At 35.5% G+C, this 20,824-nt stretch carries 11 protein-coding genes; 2 read left to right on the top strand and 9 right to left on the bottom strand.

The features are described 5' to 3' along the window. Window positions 1-30: 30 nt before the first annotated feature. The 7 genes from BM153_RS02935 to BM153_RS02965 all read right to left on the bottom strand — a co-directional run bounded on the left by BM153_RS02935 (window position 31) and on the right by BM153_RS02965 (window position 14,290). Window positions 31-1,131, bottom strand: a complete 1,101-nt coding sequence (locus tag BM153_RS02935) for a DUF4430 domain-containing protein (RefSeq protein WP_092870592.1) — start codon at window positions 1,129-1,131, stop codon at window positions 31-33. A 219-nt stretch (window positions 1,132-1,350) separates the two neighbouring features. After that, a complete protein-coding gene (locus tag BM153_RS02940; RefSeq protein WP_092870594.1) occupies window positions 1,351-3,798 on the bottom strand; it encodes a transglutaminase-like domain-containing protein in 2,448 nt (815 codons plus the stop codon). 2 nt (window positions 3,799-3,800) lie between these two features. Further along, entirely contained in the window at window positions 3,801-4,883 is a 1,083-nt protein-coding gene (locus tag BM153_RS02945) for a DUF58 domain-containing protein (RefSeq protein ID WP_092870596.1), read from the bottom strand. A gap of 11 nt (window positions 4,884-4,894) precedes the next feature. Next, window positions 4,895-5,824, bottom strand: a complete 930-nt coding sequence (locus tag BM153_RS02950) for an AAA family ATPase (protein WP_092870598.1) — start codon at window positions 5,822-5,824, stop codon at window positions 4,895-4,897. A gap of 221 nt (window positions 5,825-6,045) precedes the next feature. After that, on the bottom strand, window positions 6,046-7,545 hold the full coding sequence (locus BM153_RS02955; RefSeq protein WP_143088258.1) for a prenyltransferase/squalene oxidase repeat-containing protein: 1,500 nt from the start codon (window positions 7,543-7,545) through the stop codon (window positions 6,046-6,048). A gap of 39 nt (window positions 7,546-7,584) precedes the next feature. Next, window positions 7,585-9,939 (bottom strand): hypothetical protein, encoded by a 2,355-nt coding sequence (locus BM153_RS02960; RefSeq protein WP_143088259.1) that lies wholly within the window; start codon window positions 9,937-9,939, stop codon window positions 7,585-7,587. A gap of 82 nt (window positions 9,940-10,021) precedes the next feature. After that, the gene (locus tag BM153_RS02965) at window positions 10,022-14,290 is read right to left on the bottom strand and encodes an InlB B-repeat-containing protein (RefSeq protein WP_092870604.1); all 4,269 of its coding nucleotides are present in this window, start codon (window positions 14,288-14,290) and stop codon (window positions 10,022-10,024) included. A 350-nt stretch (window positions 14,291-14,640) separates the two neighbouring features. Here BM153_RS02965 and BM153_RS02970 point away from each other — a divergent pair, with 350 nt between their 5' ends. After that, window positions 14,641-14,895 carry an AbrB/MazE/SpoVT family DNA-binding domain-containing protein gene (locus BM153_RS02970; protein ID WP_092870606.1) on the top strand — a complete coding sequence of 85 codons (255 nt, stop codon included), beginning with the start codon at window positions 14,641-14,643 and terminating at the stop codon, window positions 14,893-14,895. A 324-nt stretch (window positions 14,896-15,219) separates the two neighbouring features. After that, the gene (locus tag BM153_RS02975) at window positions 15,220-15,864 is read left to right on the top strand and encodes a hypothetical protein (RefSeq protein WP_092870608.1); all 645 of its coding nucleotides are present in this window, start codon (window positions 15,220-15,222) and stop codon (window positions 15,862-15,864) included. An 80-nt stretch (window positions 15,865-15,944) separates the two neighbouring features. On the opposite strand, the gene BM153_RS02980 is transcribed toward BM153_RS02975, so the two are convergent. Beyond that, entirely contained in the window at window positions 15,945-18,650 is a 2,706-nt protein-coding gene (locus tag BM153_RS02980; RefSeq protein WP_177205545.1) for a hypothetical protein, read from the bottom strand. A gap of 28 nt (window positions 18,651-18,678) precedes the next feature. Further along, entirely contained in the window at window positions 18,679-20,754 is a 2,076-nt protein-coding gene (locus tag BM153_RS02985; RefSeq protein ID WP_330391995.1) for an efflux RND transporter permease subunit, read from the bottom strand. Window positions 20,755-20,824: the final 70 nt, after the last annotated feature.

Below are 20,824 nucleotides of genomic sequence, written 5' to 3' on the forward strand. Positions count from 1 at the left end.
CTTACAAAGTGTTCCTTATTTGTTGTGCCATTAATTAATACTATTTAAAGCATCTCTTAGTGATGCTACATCTGCATTAATAACCTCCTGGGAACAAGCAAGATTCTGACAATCAGCTTCTGCTTTGTTCATTGCCTCCAACACGTCATCATTTTCTATAAGTGCTTCTCGCTGTTCTGATGAATTTACACTTGCCATTAATGCAGTAAGCTCTCCTTTATCTGCCGTTGTATAAGCCGGTTCTTCCGGACTATATCCTACCTCTCCAAGTTCAACACCGATACAAACTGTAAACTGAATTCTAACCACATCATCAGGAGATAAATAATAATCTGCAAATCCTACATTCGGAAAATTATTGTTTACAGAATACATCCATCCACTTCCTGAGCAAAAATCGAATTCTCCCAGTCGTCCATCTTCGCAGTCTGTTTCATCGAAGTTAATATAGTCACCATATCCATTCTCCACATTTTCTTCAAGCCTTACATCGTTTAAGCCAATTTTTCTTCTTGGAGCCGGATTTAATCTTGAAGCTCTTGAATACTCTGTTCCAAATATTTCAGCTAAATAAAAACCATTTGTAACCTGCCCCGTGTAACCATAACCAAATCCTTCTTCTTCAAGGTATCTAAGAAGAACCTGGGCTGAATTTTCCCCTTGATAAATCGGAACCAGTTTTGGTTTTACCAAATATCCGTTACAAATAGTAAATGCTTCTAATGAAAATGTAGCATAACCGATAAATTCCCCATCCGCTGCTTTTTGTAAAGTAAATTCATAATTAACAACAGCACTTCCTGCGGTAATTGTGATAGTATGTAATCCATCTTCACAATCAGAAAAATCAAATGTGTAGCTGGTTTTTACGTAGTCGTTCCAGTTATAATCTACTTCATTTCCATCTAAAAATGCATTTGATTCAATTTTTTCTCCTGCTGCATTTCTTGCCCAAACATCAACGGTCTTTCTATAGGCTTTTTGGATAAAACCACTCGTAATATTTGTTGTAATCGTATCGCCAGAATCTGCAAACACATCCATTGAATGTGTATACAATATCTGTGAAGCCATTAAGATTACCATAAACAAAAATGCAACAAATTTTTTTAAATTCTTTTTCCTTAACATCTTTACCTCCCTGCTATACGGTAAATATTTATACAGATTACTGTATCTACCGCCTGCAATATCAATCGTCACTCCAACATGGGGATTTTTCGATGCGTATTTTTTACCTCCTTTTTTTATTTTTCGCAAAATGCCGGTTACCCCATGTATAATCTCTTATACTCCGGCATTTTACGAAATCTTTGCATCTTTTTATTAATTACCTTTGCAGGTAATATTCTAAATTATGAAGTCTACAAACCTCATTTTAAATTTCTTAAAGATGTTTTGTTTTTTCAAAGTATATTTTCTTGTTTTATCCAGATATCCTAACAGTTTTTCTCTGGCGTTTTCCTCCAGGGAGTGATTAGAGTAAACAGCTTCATTTACGATTTTAAATACCTCATCAAAATCTGTTGTATCTTCAAGCTGGTCTTTTATAAGTAAATGACTACCTCCCTTAACTATAATCTTATTGTACTTAAGCAAATCCAATATATATGCATAAATATGCCCAATGGCAACACTTACATTTACATCCTTAAAACTATTAAGGCGTTTTTTAAGCTCTCTTCTCTTAAGACAGAAGAAAACAACATAAGAAAGAATCAAAAGACCTAAAACACTTCCACCGATTATAGCTGTCCATTTAACTGCCAGCTCTTGTTTTTCCTGTTTTTCTTTCTCCGGATCCTTTTCTTCTTCTTCCTGGGTAACTTCTTCTTCCTCGGCCTCGCCTGCACCTTCACCCTTTCCACCTTTTCCTGAAGTCATGGTAGCTGAAGGTCTCTCCATTATATTTACATAAGGCGGAGTAAATTCCATAGGAATCCAACCTATTCCATCCTGATATATTTCAACCCAGGCATGAGCTGAAGCACCTTTAACCTTAAAGGCTACTCCCGGGGTGGCATCTCTTTCCATACCCGGTGTAATCAAATATCCCTCCACATATCTGGATGGTATTCCCAGATGTCTGTACATTAAAGCAGCTGCTGTCGCATAATGCACAGAATATCCCTTGGCTGAGCTTAAAAGAAAATCTTCTAAAAAGTCAGTAGAACCTTTATAGGTATTAATTCTTCTGCTATAGGTTATGTAATTATTTAAGAAATCCGTTATAAGGGCGCTTGCATCCTCGTAAAGATAATGTTTTCCCTTGGAAGTATCTATCTTTTTAACCCCTAAGACTTTTTCTATAGCTTTATCTGCCTCTTTAGGAACATCCAGATAATTTTCATATACGAATTTATTGTAGTTTTCCTCGTCTTTTTTATATTTCTTAAGCTCTTTTTTTTCTGATGCCTTATAATATGACCCTGCAATAAATGGATAAGAGCTTATAAGATATTTTGAAGTTGCAAAGCTGTATTTTTTACAGCCTGTAATGCCCTTTGACAATGTAAGTGCATCCGAAAAATTATTTGCTCCGCTTATGTCTGAAACTTCGCTGTTTAATTCGTAAGGCAGATAAAGGCATCCTGAATAGGCATTTACATTTTCTACCTCCACTGATATAGGCTCTGATGCTGCCGCATTTAAAACAGATTTTGTATCATCAGAAATTTCCTCATCTTTAGCAATAAAAGGCAACAATTTTGAATTAAGACTTCCCAACTGGGTTTTTGAACTAAAACCATCTTTAGCAAGCCAGTAAAACAAATCCTGATTTTTAAAATAAACACTACTGTCAAGATCCTTCCAGCCGGTTCCTGTATAAACACTTCCCGTAAATCCTTTAAGATAAAGGGATTCCGGTTGGCTCATTGTCACCTTAAGAGCCATATCCTCAGATAGTTCCAACTTTGAAAGTCCAATAAAATTTCCTTGTGGCATGGAATCGGTTACACCGCCTCCATATCTTGCATCATCAATATAATTCAAAATACTCTCTTTGAGATTAGCTACAGGACTGTCTAAATCTGCCTGACTTCCAAAAAGGTAATAAAAAGCCAGAAATCCCAGAAAACTTATACCAAATACTGTAGCTGCCACAGTAAAAAGCACCTTATTTGTACTTCCTGTGTTTTCTTTTTCCATATTGTGCTTAATGATTGACATTAAAACTGCCGATACCATTAATGTAATTCCAATAAAGGTTGCGATGCTACCGTTAAAATCTGTCAAAGCACTATCCTTTGGCACTATGATTCTTGTGTCCAAAAAAAGACCGGCAAAAAAAACATTTACAATTAGCAGGATTAAAATGCGTCCTTTTTTAAGCATTGCCCTGACTGCAAATCCGCAAACAATGGAAAAAAGCACCATAAAAATCATTAAATACACATCAGAAGCCGTAACTTTTAACCTGTTTAGATTCTTTAAAAAAGTTACATCGATTTTATCTGACACATCATTTAAAGTCATTAAAAATCCCTGATATATAAAATCCATTTTTAATAACAAGCCCGCCAAAAGCAGGATAAACACTCCAAAAATCCCGTAGGAAACATACTTAAAAAGTCGATTTTCGTAAGTTGTAATCCCAAAAACAAGTATTGAAAGAACAATTATTGTTGCATTTTCCAAGTTGTTTAGGCCTGTTTCAAATACATTAAAAAAACTGATAAAAAAACCTGCTATTAGCAAACTTCCAATTATTAAATTCCCAAAATAATCTTTGTTTAATATTTCATCATCTATATTGATAGCGATTGAATCGCTATTTGTTATATTTTTACTTTTCACAGTTATGCCCCTTTACATATTATAGGTGATATATTACATAATTCTTCATCACCAAAATCCACATCTCCTTCTTGATCTGATGTAACGTAAAGTACATTAGCAAAAGGATGCTCCCCAAAGTTTTCAAGATAATATGCAAGTCCACTTTCATCATTATCTCGTTGTGATATGCTTAAAAGAGCGTTTAATGACTCTGCCAAAGAGTCTGAGTCAGCTACTCTTTCCTGTCTGTAGGAAAAACTTTCCTGGTCATACCATCCGATAAAATGGACAACTCCTTCTTCACTTAGCTGCAAGGAAGTGGCAACCAGTGTCTCCATCATATTATCCAAAACTTCCGCCTTTATTTTATGACCATTTAAAAGTGAGGTTTCATAAAACAAAAGCAAAGAGTTTTCTACCGGGAAACTAAGTTCTTTTACAAACAGTTCATCATATTTACCGGTAAGCTTCCAATGAATATTTTTAATGGGATCACCCTCAGCATACTCTCTTATATCAAAAACTTCTCCTGGGTCATCACCCTTTTGATAAGGGGAATAATCAACACTTTCAACATCATAGGTTCCTCTGTCAAATAAATCAGCTCTTCCCTCCACCAGGTTTGGAATAACACTGACTCTTTTTTTCATCTGACAGGTATTTTTAAATGCCACAAGCCCCAAAATATCCAATGTCTTTATATAATCTATGGATAATTCAATGTTTCCGCAATAAATACTGCTAAAATCCAGTACCACTTCTGTATTTGATTTAGAATTAATACTGACCATTAAAACCTTGCTGCTTTTTTGAGAAGTAAGGGCATTCTTAAAATCTAACTTAATCCAAGCCTTGCATACAGGAAGTATGGAAGAATTTTTAAAAGTAATTTTTCCCTTGCTTTTTGTATTTTTCTTTACATTTCCTTTAAATTCAAAGGCTGCGCTAAGGCTTTTTCTTACAAGATATGCTTGTACTATACCCAAAATTCCAACTAACACCGACACCAACAAAAGATAAAATGCCAATGAATAGTCTGAAAATATATATATCAATATCAGTACCACAAGATAGATACCGTAACTTATCCTGTTTTTTAACATAGCTTCACCTTTTACACAATTGCCGGAACTTCTGTATTTTTAACAATATCACTCATAATTTCAATTGCACTTAATTCCGCCACCTTGGCCTTTGGATGAAGAATAACTCTGTGACTGGTAACATAAGGAAATACCTCCATTACATCCTCTGGTGTCACATAATCTCTTCCTTCCACATAAGCACAGGCTTTTGCCATATTATTTAAAGCATAGGCACCTCTTGGGCTTACTCCCAGTTTTACATATTCATTCACCCTGGTGTTTTCTACTAATTTTGTGATATATTCCAGGATTCCGTCCTTTACGGTAACGAATCTTACTTCATTTTGCATTACCTCCAGCTCATTTTTATCAACAACCTGTTTTACCAGTTCCAGAGGTTTTTCAGTCTGTCTGTCCCTTAAAATGCTTATCTGGCTTTCAAAATCCGGATATCCCATTTCCAGTCTTACCATAAATCTGTCCATCTGGGACTGTGGAAGCATTTGTGTTCCGGCAGAACCAAATGGGTTTTGGGTGGAAATAACTGTAAATGGTTTTGGTACTTCATAAGTATGACCGTCTACAGTTACATGGCCTTCCTCCATTACCTCCAAAAGAGCCGCCTGAGTTTTTGAAGAGGTACGGTTAATCTCGTCTGCCAACAACAAGTTAGTCATTACAACTCCCGGTTTATAAACAAACTCACCACTTTTTCTATCTAATACCGTAAAACCAACCACATCAGAAGGTATTACATCCGGTGTAAACTGAATTCTCTTATAATCCAATCCTAGACAACGGCTTATAGAAAGAGCCATAGTTGTCTTTCCCACTCCCGGTATATCCTCTAATAACACATGTCCTCCGGCAAGCATTGCCATAATAACTTTTTTTATAACCTGCTCTTTACCAATGACTACTTTTTTTATCTCATTAATAAGTTCATCCGTCTTTTGCATTTTTCTTTCTATCCTTTCTTAGTAAAACCAATGTAATAAATCTTAAATCACCCTGTTTTTTAAGCTTCTTTAGTAAAGCGGACATTCTTAAATCCGCTTCGCTACTTCCTCATGAACGCAGTGGCACTTTGTGCCACCTGTCAGAAGGGGCTTTAACCCCTTCTGACACTAGTAAGCTTATACCCCCGCTTAAAGCTTACGCTTTTGAAGCTGGGGATTGCTTACACTGCGTTTAAATCGCTAATTCTTTTACTTCTTATTCTTACTGCCACGAAAGCTGCTATAGCAAGAAGTATTAAAATTCCAAGAATAATTATTATAAATTGTGTATTCGTGCCTTTAATATAAGAATCAGGAATATATCCCTCTGCCTTATGGTTTATTTCATAAGCTTTGGATAAATATTCAGAGTCATTTTTCACTCCATTTTTTTCCATTAAATCTGCCAACTTTTTATAATTATTCACATAGGAACGCTCTGATTCTTCTATTTCCTTATACTTATCAAAAGCATTTTTAATATCTTCTTTTGAGGAATCATCCTCTAATCCATCTATAAGACTTATTTCTTCTTTTATCTTTTCCTTTAAATCTTCGCTTTCTTCCTGTCTGAAATCGTAAAGTCTTCTGTAACCATTACAAAAACGATAATAGCTGTTTAAGGCATAAACCGCCTGTCCCGTAGCAAGATAGTTGGATTCTCCCCCACTTCCAGACTGGTCTTCTTCCTTGTTTGCATGGGCAAATCCACCGTCTTTTTGTTGGTATTTCATTAATGCATCTAAAACCGTACATTCATTTTTAATGAATCTTTCATCACTGTTTAAATCAATACCAAGGCTTGTGAGAGCCACTATAACCTGAGCGGCACTTTCTGAGGACTCACTGTCACCATATCCGTATCCTCCGTCTTCAAACTGTTTTTTTGAAAGAAACTCCAAAGCCTCATCTACAACCTGTCGTACGCTTTTTTTATATTCTTTTTGATCGTTATAATTTTTATAGCTGTATTCTTCTTCGCTATTATAATAAGGTGCCAATGCCTGACAAACCATGGCAGTAATATCAATATCTGATGAATCATTGATGGAAGAAAGCCCAAAGCCTCCATCACTTAAAACCTGTCTTGAAAGGATACTTGTTATAATACTTTCTCTGGTATCGGAAGCATCCTCAGGCACTTTAAAGCACATGGAATCTAAAGTAATAAGTCCCCAGCTATAGGCATTGGTTCCCTGGTTTCCCAGGGAAACTGTCTTAGACCTGTTATATACTCCGTCAGCTATTAAATTAATAGCATCACCCTTTTCATCTACTCCAAAGGATGTAGGATCTGACCCTAAAGACAAGGCTGTAAGGGAAATTGTATGCCAGGCAGTAGCCTCGCTATCGGATAAAGTTCCATCTTTTTTATATTTTCCACTTACATAGGTCTTTAAGGTATCAATGTATTTTTCATAATTATCTGTTTCATATCCAAACCTTCCTGCTCCAAAACACAGCCAGTCAGTTAAGGAATCTGTCACAGACATAACAATATCATCATCAATTAATTTATTTTTATCACCAATACTTGTTTTTTCGTACTCCAAAGCTTTTTTAGCAGCGGATAAAACATCTTCACTGCTATATTCCTTGTGATTTTTCTCATTTTCTGCCCCATAAACACTTAAGGAAGAAATATTTGAAGAAAGTACTGCAAGAAATAAAACAAGTGCCATAAATCTCTTCATTTTTTTATTTATTATTTGCATCTGCTTTTACCATTCCTTTTCCCAGTTTGTCAGTCCGCCTTTTTGATTGCCTCCGTTAGCAGGGCTTGCTGCTCCTCCAATATCACATCCGTAATACAAGGTAAATCTCAACCTTACTATGCATCCGTTTTGAAGTTCTGCCGCACCCATGGAATAATTTGGGTAAAAGTAGGATTTTCCACCATCATAACTTATCTCATACATCCATCCTGAACCAGAAGAAAAATCAAATTCAGAAAGTGAATATACAGGACTTGGATCCGGATGATAAATAGATGGGTCCGACTCATTTAATTCAAGCATTTTCGCTTCCAAATCTTTAGGAATATTCGGAGTTCCAAGAGGTGCCCCGTTTGTACCGCTTATTCCCTTTAAATAATAATTCGCTCCACCGGCATTATTGGCAATCGGTGAATAGCCGTTTTCCTGCAATAATTCATGTACCTTGGAAGCTACCGTATCCTCTTTATAATATTCTACATTCTCGGAAAAAATTAATCCCAAGCCTATAGTTGTAGCCTCAGCTTTTATGGTGGCTTTTCCAAGAGGTTTTTCCGCATCTGAAGGGGTGTAGTTTATGCTATATGAAAGAGAACTTGACCTATTTAAAGAATCCGTTACTGTTATAGTAACTGTATTATATCCTTCATTTAGGTACAAATCATAACTCGCCTGATCTACATTTAACCACTTTCTTTGATAATTGCAGGATGACTGTATGGTAACAGCATTTGTTATCCATTCTTCCTTACTATCCTTAGCAGTAACGATAAATGACAGATTCTCCTGCTGGGCCTGAATTGCACCATTTTCTACTGGCCTATCACTTAAGTTACAGTTAAGTGTCGGCGCCCCTTCTTCTGGCACATCGTTATTGCCTTCCACACGAGTAATTTTAAACTCCTTAGTTTCCGTAACTGAATCATAGTCATCGTTTTTTTCCAAAGTAGCTGTGCAGGTTATTGTATTCTCTCCCATAGCAAGTTCAGCTACATAGCTACTGGTTTTTTGATTTTTATCCAGCTCAACAGTGCTTCCATCTGCTTTTTTTAAAGTCACTGTAAAGGAAGACACTGCTTGATCATTCCAGTTAGCACTTGCTTTAAAAGAATACGTTGATTCGGTTACAGTTTTATCTTCTGTATTTTCAGTGTTCCAGTTGATTTGTCGTAGTTTATATGTTATCTCACAGTTTTTAGTTTCCCCTCCGGCTATTAATAGTATATTCGTAGTATCGTTAGCATTGCCCAACTTTATCTTATAAGTATACCCATCAACCTTATTTCCGCTTCCTTCTAATAACTTTTTTGATTTACCTTCCACTACATAAGCTTTTGCTTTAATGGGTTTTTTATCTTTTGTGGCATGTATTGTAAATTCAAAATCCTTTTTATAAGAATCTCCACTATCTAATCCCCATATTTTTATACCATTATTTTCAGGGTCATCACCACCACTATTAGTATCATCATATTCTTGATGATACTCTTGAGAATCTTCAAAGGTTTTCCCGTGCTTATCTTCATATTCGCAGACTACCTTTATAGTATTATCCCCTTTTTTTAAATCAACACTTCCACTAGACCTATCTTTAGCTTCCCACTTTTTGCCTTCGCCATCATTAGTGGTTACAGTAATTTTTTTAAGCTTAAATACTTTTGGATATAACTGTGTTATTGTGAAGTCAAATTTAGGATTATATATATTGCCTCCATCGTTTATATCCGTTTTAAAATAATGTTCCGGTTTTTCATAGTTTACTGTATAAACCTTACTTTTTACATTAAAGGGTTTTGGGTCACTTCCGGTATAGTTACATATCACCTGTATGGTATTTTCACCTTTTTTCAAGGTAACTTTTCCCGTAAATGCGCTTTTCTTTCCACCATTTAAGACTACCATTACACTGTTTAGTTTCACATCTTCCCTTAACTGTGTAACCGTAAACTCATATTCATCCTCATAAACAATAGTTTTATCTTCTATACTTGTCGTAAAATATTCGTTATCATCTTTTCCTTCCCCTGCAGTCTTATTGTTGCTTTTTCCATTTCCTGCTGCTGTGGTTTGTTCACTATCTTTGCTGTCGTCTGCCCCTTTATCCTGGTCATCCTTCTTGTCATCTTCCTTTTCGTCGTCAGAATTTACGGAATCTTCATTATTTTCCGTCATGACCTCTGTCTTTCCTGAAAGCTTGACTAGATGAGAATCATCGATACTTGCTATTGGATTATCAGGCACAGCAATACTGGAGTTTAATACTGCTCCGGCAAGAATCGTCACGCACAAGACACACGCCACAAAAGACAATAAGGCAGACCAAAGCTTTTTATGTTTTTTTATTAAATTCTTCCAATACATTAATATCATCCCCAAATGTATATTCTTTGTGTTTAAGGGCTCTTTTGGCAAAGAAGCCTCCCTGCCAAAAGAGCTTTTGTTTTTATTTTAGTTTTATTTTCTTTACAAGGCTGTAAGCTGAGTAGATTTTTTTACCGGTAGAATCTTTTGTATAGGCTCTAACCCTTACATATACCTGTTTTTCTTTAATCTTTGAAATTTTTGTTTTTATGGTCTTTGTGTCTATTTTTTTAATAATCTTTTTAAAGTTCTTATTAGCCGATACTTCTATCTCATAAGCCTTTGCATTTGTTACTTTATTTTTTAAATTGACAGCTATTACCTGTTTTTTGGCTTTTTTCGCCTCTTTTATAACAGGTTTGGATGGTTTTTTAACCTTAATCCATTTTGCATAAAGAACATAATTCTTTTTGCTACCCTTTTTAATAACTGTAATTTTATGTTTTAATTTAGAATCCGTATACCATCCTGCAAAAGTATAATTTGCCAGACTAGGACTCTTAAGTTTTACGGTAGTGTTAGAGTCATAACTATCCGGATTTTTGGAATTGTTCTTTCCTCCTCCCATATAATAGGTTATTGAATATGGCTTAACCGTAACCTTACAGGTCTTTTTAAATTTGCCTACCTTTGCGGTAATAGTTGCACTTCCTGCCTTAAGAGCTTTTACAAGACCGTTTTGAACCACAACTACCTTTTTATTTGATGAAGTCCAGGTAACTGTTTTATCATCAGTTGTATCCTCCGGAAGATATCCTATCTGTAACTGGTCTAATGTTCCCGGAACCATGGTAAGGGAGGTCTTGCTTATGCTGATGCCTGTCATATGTGAAGTTACATTTACAGAACACTCAACCTCCATACATCTTTTCTGGCTTCCAACCATAAATTCTACGCTGGCTACAATTACTGAACCTCCTAGGGCTTTAGCTGTTACAATAGCTTCATTGTTTTCTCCCGCCTCAACTGTAACTGCAGCACTGTTTGTAGATTTCCAGCTGATGGTGTATTCACTGGAGGTTTCTTCAGGTTCAGTTGAAAGTACAAGCTTCTTACTTCCTCCTACGCTTAATTCCATAACAGATTGTGATAACTTAACCTCTTTTATTACCAGTGCATAAAGAGCTTCATAGGTCTTTCTTGCATCAATAATAATCTGTCTTTCTTCATCTGTAATAAAGGCTTTTTGTTCATCAGTTAAAGCTTCATACTTACTTTCTGCCAGGGTAATGGCATCGTAGCTGTCAAGGTCAACTTCTCTTATTGCCTCTATAAATACCCTTACATCATCAGCCTTGTCGCTGTTGAATTTCAAATTAGCATAATTCGTCTCTGCCAATGCCAATACTGAAAGGTTTGTAACCATTTTTCTTTGATTTGCATTCAGACGGTTATAAGCCTTTCTGGCTGTGGTTATTCTCTCATGAACTTCATCAGAAACTGTTACTTCTCCTATTTGAGAAATAAGATTTGTTACATTAGCAGCTACCTCAATATCAGTTTTTAATGTGGCAAGTTCTGCTTTTTTCATTACTAAATAGTAGTAATTTGAAAGAGAAGCCTTTTGTAAAAGAGTAAAGCCATTATAGGTTTTTTCCAGCTCATTAAGTTTTTCTTCTGACTCAAGAGTTATTTCTCCGATTCCTACAATAGCCATTTCAAACTCTGAAACTTTATCATAATCTTCTGCAGGCATATCTTTTTTTGCCAGGTCATTAAGTTTTGCCAGAGCATTATCTATCTTCTTTTTAGCAGCTGTAGTCTCTTTTCCGATTTGAGCATCAGCTTTTGCTTTTTCATCATCGCTTAATACATAGTAAAGACTTATGGCCTTGTTTATTTTTTCAACATTTTCTTCTGTTACTGTAATTGCTGAAACTGCCGGAATATTCTTTATAGCCTCTACAGTTTCACTTACCCTTGCATCACTTTCAATAAGTTTTACCATTTTTTCTTCTGCATCAGTAAGAATCTTTAAGTAATCATCATCAAGTAATGCCTGCTGCTCCTGAGTTAAGTTTGTGTAAGCTTCTCTGGCTGCTTTTATCTTTTCTTGATACTCCGGTGTATTTTCAATTTTTCTGATTCCATCAATCAGATTTTTAACTTCATCAACAGCTTCCTGGTTTACTTTAAGAGTATTATATTTTTCCTCTGCCAAAACCAGAGTTGAATAATTTTCAACTTCTTTTTGTTCTGCTTCACTAAGAGCATCATATGCCGTCCTTGCTTTTTCTATAGCTTTTTGTCTGCTTAAGGTAACATCTCCAATATTGTTTATCAGGGCTGTTACAATCTTAACAGGTGTAGCATTTTTCAAAACTTCTTTTAATTTCTTCTCAAGATTTATAAATTTGTTTTTGATAATTTTTACAATCTGTTCTTTTTGAATATCAGCCAGGCTGTCATAAATCACTCTTGCCTGTTCTATATCCTCTCTGTAAACCAACATTTCCTCATCTGTTGTCTGAGCTGCAACTTTCTTAGGGTTTATGAGCAAATAGAACTGGTTAAGTTCAGTCCAGTCAATATTCCACTTTGCAACATAGGTTCTGTCACCGTAGCTGCCTGACGGTATGCTTGTTACAATATTCTTTCTGGTGTCTCCTTCAAGATACCATCCGCCAAAGCTGCATCCTGCTTTTGAAATAACATCTGCCGTAGGAAGAATTATCTCATCTGAAGCAGGTGTGTATACTGTAGGAAGCTCAAGGTCTTTTGCAAATTCTCCTCCATCAGTAACAAATGTTATCTTGTACTCTGTAGTATCTGCCTTGATTGCATAAAGAGTGATATCCTTTTCAGGCATTGATAATACATCCCCCGGATAGTAGGTTTTTCCACTACCGTCCGCTTTGGTATTCCAACCTGCAAAGACACTTTTATCAACAATACAATCCCCCTTTGGAATAGTAACCTCCGCAAAAGCCGCATAACTGTTTCCAAGTCCCGCTGCCTTTGTGGCATCCATTACTCCATTGGCATCAAAGGTGATGGAATAATCCTGTGTAACATAATCTTTAACACTTCCCGAGGTCATATCGGACATATCAAACAAAGAATTTTCTTTATTAATAAGTCTGTCATAAGCAATAAGAGCATAGGTTGACTGCTCTGTAGCCATGGTATTTGCTGTATATCCGGAGCCACTTCCTCCGTCATCACCAGAGCAAACATGCTTAAATCCTCCTACTGCTTCTGAAGAACCGCTTCCGTAAGCCCAGAAAGAAATAAGTGCATCTACAGGGTTATTGGTAAAGACTCCGTCCTCTTCAGCACCATTTGTCACAAAGGAAATGGTTTTATTAAGTCTTGTAAGTTTTATTTCTTTTGCTTTAGGATTAAGTCCAAGAGCTGTTAGAGCGACTATAGTCCATGCAGTTGATTCTGAATTTCCATTGGATGAGCCAAAAGCTGAAAAGCTTCCTGTGGCTCTTTCCTTATTTTTAAGAGATAATATACCTCTTTCAACTTCATAGCAAAGATTTTCATAAGTATAATCCGTTCTTCCTGTCTTTGATGTTTCCCAATAAACTCCATATTTTTTCTTAATTGCTTCAAATTTATTTTTATCTTTATAATAAGGTGCCAAAGCTGTAATACACATTGCCGTAATATCAACATCCGGTTCTGTCTCATTTCCCGTTGCTAAGGACCAACCGCCTTTGTTCTTGGTTCTTGCAAGAATATATCCCAACATACGACCTTCATTATTTGAATAATCCGGCTTACTTGCCGAAAATTTCGACTTATCAACTGAAACTGATGGCTCTTTTAATTCGTTTCCACTGGCATAAAGCGCAATAAGCTCCCAAATCGGTCCGTTTATACCCTGTCTACAGGAATATGTAAATGATTGGGATAACATATCTATAAAATCATAGCCATATACATCCGTAAAATCCTGTCCCAGGGATGCCAAAGCAACTATAAGTCTTGAGTATTCGGTAGACTTGTTTTTATCCAGAAAACCGTCTTTAGAGGTAACAAATTCTTTAACAGCTTCTTTATAATCCTCAAAATACTTTTCCGGAATATAATTAATAAAATCATCTGCGGTGTATAAAGCCCTTAAAATATCCATGGTTCTCCATTCACCATCGATACTTCCCGTTCCGGCTTCAGGATTTTTTTCAAACATGTACCTGATGGCCGCATTGATATAAAAGCGTTCTCCCGGTACCTCATCATTATAAAATTTAAGATTTGTCATACTTGAGACAATTGTTTTACCGTCCCATGCTTCTGCGTGAACAATGCTACCCTCCATTATTGGAAAATATTCTGCCAACATAATAAGACAGAGCACCATTGCCACTATCCTTTTAACATCATTCCTTAGTTTTTTCACTTTTTCTCCTTTCTGTACAATGAACCTATCCTAATTACCTATACTAATAGTAGTCCCTTTTTCTTTGTAAGTCAACAAAAAGTAAACATTTTATCTATCGTTTTAAGTAACTTTTTTCAGTTATATTTTAAAAAATATGGATTAAAAATAAATGCTTTTTTTATTTTTTATACTTATAAAAAGAGTATAATTTGCAACTTTTTTTATTATAAAAGGGCATTTTACCTAAATATTCATCACTTTGTAAGAAACTTTTCTACCAAAACTACTATTTTCCCCATTTGTTTACATTGTTTTTTATTGTGCATAATGCTATAATTAAAAAAACTATTCACAGGCAGGAAAAAAATATGAAAGATATCGGAATTGTCAGAAAGCTGGATGAACTTGGCAGGGTTACAATACCCAAGGAATTAAGAAGCAAGTTAAGTCTTAACGAAAAAGACTCTGTTTCCATCTATGTTGACGGTGATAAGATTGTTCTTCAAAAATTTGCTCCAGGAGATATTTTTACAGGACGCACGGAAGATCTTATTGATTATCACGGAAAGTTGGTATCCAGTAAGTCTATTAGAGAAATGGCCGAAAAAATCGGTCTGATTTAAAATTTATTTCTTTTTTATAAGCGGATGCTTTTAATCCGCTTTTTTGTCCTGCAAAATTAGGGATTTTAGCTATTTGAACGCAGTGGCACTTTGTGCCACTGCGTTCATGAGGAAGTAGCGAAGCGGATTTAAGAATGTCCGCTTTACTTTATTATTATCAATTAACTAAACTTTGGTTATTTATCTATAATAAAATCTATTTTTTCATCCATATAATTTAAATTTAATATACTTTTACATCACACTAGTCTTAATTTTTAAAAGGTATCTGCCGATAATGGAATCGTACGTGTTTATATTCAATATATTAAGGAGATTTTTTTAATGAAAATTTCGGGATTTACAAATAGTTTACAAAATTTATTTAAATCGACTGATAAGCAAGCCAAAAAAACAGTTTCTCCTAATAATCTTCCTTCGGAAAACGATGATTTTTCCAAGGTATCCGAGGGAATAAGATATACATGTAAGGGAATACTCATTACAAAAAATGACCAGCAATATAACATTCGTTTCAAAAATACCGCCTATGTCTACAGTGCGATTAACAAAGGTTATATTGATGCAAACGGAAAACAGATTCAACTTTCCGATGAGGTAAAGGACAAATTACAAAATGCAGCGGATTATGCTAAAAACCAGATGGAACAAGAAACCATCGGTGCTGCTTTGTGTCATAATATAAGGGCGTTGAAAAAACAGGCAGAAACTTTAGGAAGTAACGGCGATTACAACCACCGTATGCTTGATTTGGCGACAAAAATCATGGATGGGGACGAGGTATCCTCCCAGGAGGAAAGGTTGCTTTCGGAGTATAATCAGGATTTATACAATATGGCAAAGCAGGCTATGCTTTTTATGCCTAAAGACGGCAATTTAATTCATAGCGTAGAAATAAGTTTTACAGACAAGGGTGAAAATGTTTCTTTTGGGGAAGCATCAATTACATCCCATAAGGCTTCTTTCTAAAAATTCACAAAAATTAATCCGCAGTAATTAAAAACAAATTACTGCGGATTTTTTATGGGTGTATTTACAATTGATTTTTTTTACTCTTCGTTATTTTTTGCTTTTATGGCATCTGTTTTTAAAATAAATTTAACTGAGCCTTTGGTATCAGCATTAATCTGAGTGAAGCTTTGATAATTCTGACCTGCCTTAATGATGGCTTTAACATTATCAAATACATCATTAAAATCACCGTCAAAACTATCGGTAATCTTTTTAACTCCTTCGTTGTTAAATTTAATCATTCCCTCTGAAAGTTCAGCTGCCCCATCTGAAAGTTTTGTAACTCCCTCATTTAATTCCTGGCTTTTAGAATTAAGAGTAGCTGCCCCATCTGAAAGTTTTGTAACTCCCTCGCTAAGAGTCGGAACGCTTGAATTTAAGGTATTTAATCCTGTATTTAACGGATTGATTCCTTCATTGTAAAGTTTTGTAAGTCCATTATTTAAAGCAGTTGTTCCATTTACTAATCCTGCATTTTCAATAGTTGAAGCAAGAGTAGTTTTTGTGCTTTCAATTCCTGATTCTGCTCCGCTTAATGCCGCTGTTTTTACAGAATCTGCCATAGCAGAACCTGCTGAATCTGCAACCTTGTCTCCTAAGCTGTCAGCAATCTTTTTAGCAGCTGTATCTTTACCGTTTGTGATTTTTTCATTACCTTTAACAGCACTTGTAACTGCTGATGTAACTTTTTCGGAAACTGCTGAAGATACTGCCTGATTAACACCACTTTCTATTTTACTTATTCCGGCTTTATATGTTTCAGATGCTTTTACACCTTCTACTACTTTTGTTGAACCGGCTGTAAGGGTTTCATCACTTATCTGGGATTTTGCTGTTTCTTTTGCCTGTGCAATGCTGGCATTTAATGTATCTTTTGCACCGCTTACTATCTTTGTTGTAGCACCATTAACGGCTTCATCTGCCAATAATGATGAAGTCAAATTTGAAGATGCCTGATTTGCTACTCCTTGTGCTACACTTGTTTTTGTAGAATCAATGGCCTGGTATAAAGCATTTACCTGCTCATCAGTAAGGCCCAGTGCTGCTTTTTGCTGCTCAATAACACTTTTTACCGTGTCTGCCTCTGTAGAAACAGAGCTTGTAACTACTGATTCTGTCTGGTCTATAGCAGCTTTGGCACCCTGTGTAAATCCTGCTGCTACTCCTGATTTAAATCCGTTGTTTATACCGTTTTCAAGACCACTGTCTAAGCCGTTTTCGATACCTGCCTGCAAAGCGGTTTTTGCAATACTTGGATAAATATTATTTTCTATTTGTGTAATTGTATTTGAGGATGCATTTTTAGCTGCTGCATCTGCTGCATTTGTAGCTGCTGCTGAAGCTGTAGCATCAATTGCTCCATCTACTACCTGACCTATTCCTGAACTTAACTGGCTATATACCTTTTTATTTTTAATACCTGATTTAATCTGTGAGGAAGCCTGATTTTTTATCTGATTGTAATAGCTGTTTGAATCAGATGTACTTCCAAATTTTGTATCTATTGCTGATTTTGCTTTTTCTTTATCAGAGTCTGTAAGCCCCTTATTAAGTTCTGTATCAAGCTTATTTACTCCGTTTGCCAAAGCTGCACTTCCGGATAAAATTCCACTTTCATCTGTGAATTTTCCTGCTATGGTTTTAGAACCATTTGCCAAAGCGGATACTCCGTTTGAAAGAGTTGGAAGAGAGTTTTTAAGGGTATTTGTTCCATTTGCTACCTGTGATACCCCGTCAGTATATGCCTTAACACCGTTTTTAAGAGTGATGCTTCCATCTTTTAACTGTGTAGTACCCTCTACAAGTTTGTTTGTTGCATCTGTAAGTTTGTTTACAGCATCCTGTAAGCCTGAAAATGAACTTATGTTATCAAGATTTATTCCATCAAAGACTGATGTGGTTACTACTGTAAGAGTCATATCAAGGCTAAAATCCTTAACATCAGCTGTTACTTCAAAATATTCAGGAATTTCAAGGTCATCAGCAATTTCCTTATTTCCCTCTTTAAGAGAATCCTTAAATCCCGGAAGGGTAATTCCAAATACTACGGAGTTTTCTCCAACATTTTCAATACGACCGTTTTTAACTTCGATATTTGAGAAATTATCTCCCAAAGCAAAGCCGCTTACTACTGCAAAAGGTGTGTAAACTGTATATTCTTTTCCGTTTTCTTTTACAACTTGTTTTGAATTGTTTTTGTAATTAAATCTAATGGTTACTTTTCCGCTTTTTCCTGCAAGGTCATCAGCAGATATTTCTTTTCCATCTAAGAGATAGGTAATTTTTTCTTCAATAGGAAGATCCTTTGTAGAAGTTCCCTGATAGGTTATATCATTTCCGTCTGCTTCCCAGGTTATTACATTGTTTGTACCTTCTTTATATTTTTCATCACCTTTAATATTTAAAATATCCTTAAGGTCTGTGGCATCTGTAATAATATCTTTTCCATCTTTATTATGCAGAATATCCGTTACTGTAATGCTCTTTGTGTTTCCGTTGGCATCTAAAAATCCATATACGGTTTCTGATTTTCCTGCAAGATTTGAAGATGAATCATTTAAATTTTTAACTAAAGCATCCTTTAATTCTTCTGTAGTTTTTGAAATTGATGAATTATTAGATTCTGCTTTTACTACTAATGTATGATTACCTGCTGTTAAATTGCAATAAGCCACAGAGCCGGTTGCCATGGATAAGGCTAATGCTAAAGCAAGGGGTCTAACTATTTTTCTGTTTCCGTTCATTTCTTTGTCCTCCATTCATAACATATATTTATTTCGCATTTTTAGGCAAAAAACCGATTGTTGTTTTACAAATTACCTTGTCAAATATAGTAAGTACTGCCGGAAGTACAAGTAATACTGTTGTTGTACTGATAAGAGCACCTCTTGCCATAAGTGAGCAAAGAACTCCAATCATTGAAATACTTGAATAAAAACCAACTCCAAAGGTTGCAGCAAAAAAGCTAAGTCCGCTTGTTATTACTGATTGGATTGAAGTTGAAACAGCTATGTAAACAGCCTCTTTTTTATCCTTTCCTTCGTAACGCTCACGCTTGTATCTTGTGGTAAGCAATATAGCATAGTCAACTGTTGCACCTAACTGTATGGTTCCGATAACTATTGAAGCTACGAAAGGAAGGGTCAGTCCGGTGTAGTATGGAATTCCCATATTTACGAAAATGGCAAATTCAATAACTGATACCAAAAGCACCGGTAATGAAATTGACTTAAATACTAATGCAATTATTACAAAAATTGCACCTATTGAAGCAACATTTACTGAAGCAAAGTCCTTATCAGTTATTTCTACAAGATCCTTTGTACAAGGTGCTTCACCAACTAACATTGCGTTTTTATCATAGCTTTTTATAATGGCTGAAATATCGTCACATTGCTTATTTATCTCATCAGTAGCAAGTTCATACTGTGAACTTACAAGCATTATCTGATAATCTTTTGTCTTAAGCTCGGATATTATATCCTCCGGTATAAGTGCCTCAGGTACTCCGTTTCCCGTTAATAAATTAAGACCGATTACATTTTTTATTCCATCAAGATTTTTTATCTCCTTAACCATGTTATTCATGTCCCCGGCGTTTAAATCCGCATCTACAAGAATCATACTGGTCTCAGTCATATTAAAGGTATCCTGAAGTTTTTTATTGGCAATACGACAATCTAAAGTTTCAGGAAGTGTCTGGTCTAAGTTATAATAAACCTTTGCATTTTTTTGTCCCCAGAATGCCGGAACTAAAAGTATTAAAAATATTGCTATAAATAACGGCTTATATTTTAAAATAGGCTTTGCCAAAAATCCCAAATCCGGAACAAGAGGCTTATGCATGGTTTTTTCGATTTGTTTATCAAAAGTAATGATAAGAGCCGGAAGAATAGTTACACAACTGATTACTCCCAATACAACTCCCTTAGCCATTACGATACCAAGGTCAACACCTAAGGTAAAACTCATAAAGCAAAGAGCTACAAATCCTGCCACCGTGGTGATGGAACTTGATATTACTGATGAAAATGTATTTCCAATGGCTATTTCCATTGCCTCTAATTTATCATTGCATTTTTCCTGTTCTTCTTTGTAGCTATGCCACAAAAATATGGTGTAGTCAGTAGTAACACCAAGCTGTAATACTGCGGCCAAAGCCTTTGTAATATAGGAAATTTCTCCAAGGAATATATTACTTCCCATGTTGTAGATAATTCCAAGGCCTATGCTTATCATTAAAATAAACGGTATTAAAAAGGAATCCAGCATAAGGGAAAGAACAATAAGTGAGCAGATAACTGCAATCACTACATACATTATCATTTCCTTTTCGCAAAGGTTTTTGGTATCAAGTACTATTCCTGTCATACCGCTTATAAAACATTTTTTATCAGCGATTTTTCTTATCTGAGTAAGAGCATCCATGGTTCCGTCTGCTGATGTTGTATCATCATACATTATGGCCATTAATGTACAGTCCCCATTGTTGAATGCCTCATAAAGTTCATCTGGAAGAAGTTCCTTTGGTACGGAAGCATCTACGAAATTTGTATACCAGATAACTTTGGCAACATGATCGACTTTTTCGATTTCTCCCTTTAATTCTTCTACATCTTTGGTATTCATACCTTCAACAACACACATTGAAAAGGCACCTTTTCCAAATTCTTCTACCATGATGTCCTGACCCTTCATGGTCTCAATATCCTTAGGTAAATATGAAAGAATATCATAATTAACCCTGGTATGAATGTAACCAAACGCTGCGGGAATTAACAGCAAAGCTGCAATTACCAGAATAAGGATTCTGTGTTTTACTACAAATTTTCCCAAACCGTTTTTCAATTGTAACACCTCTTTTTTACTAATATTAATTGATATATTTTTTCAATAATGACCATAAGTCATTTTTTCT

It is taken from the genome of Acetitomaculum ruminis DSM 5522 (assembly GCF_900112085.1).
GTDB lineage: Bacteria > Bacillota > Clostridia > Lachnospirales > Lachnospiraceae > Acetitomaculum > Acetitomaculum ruminis.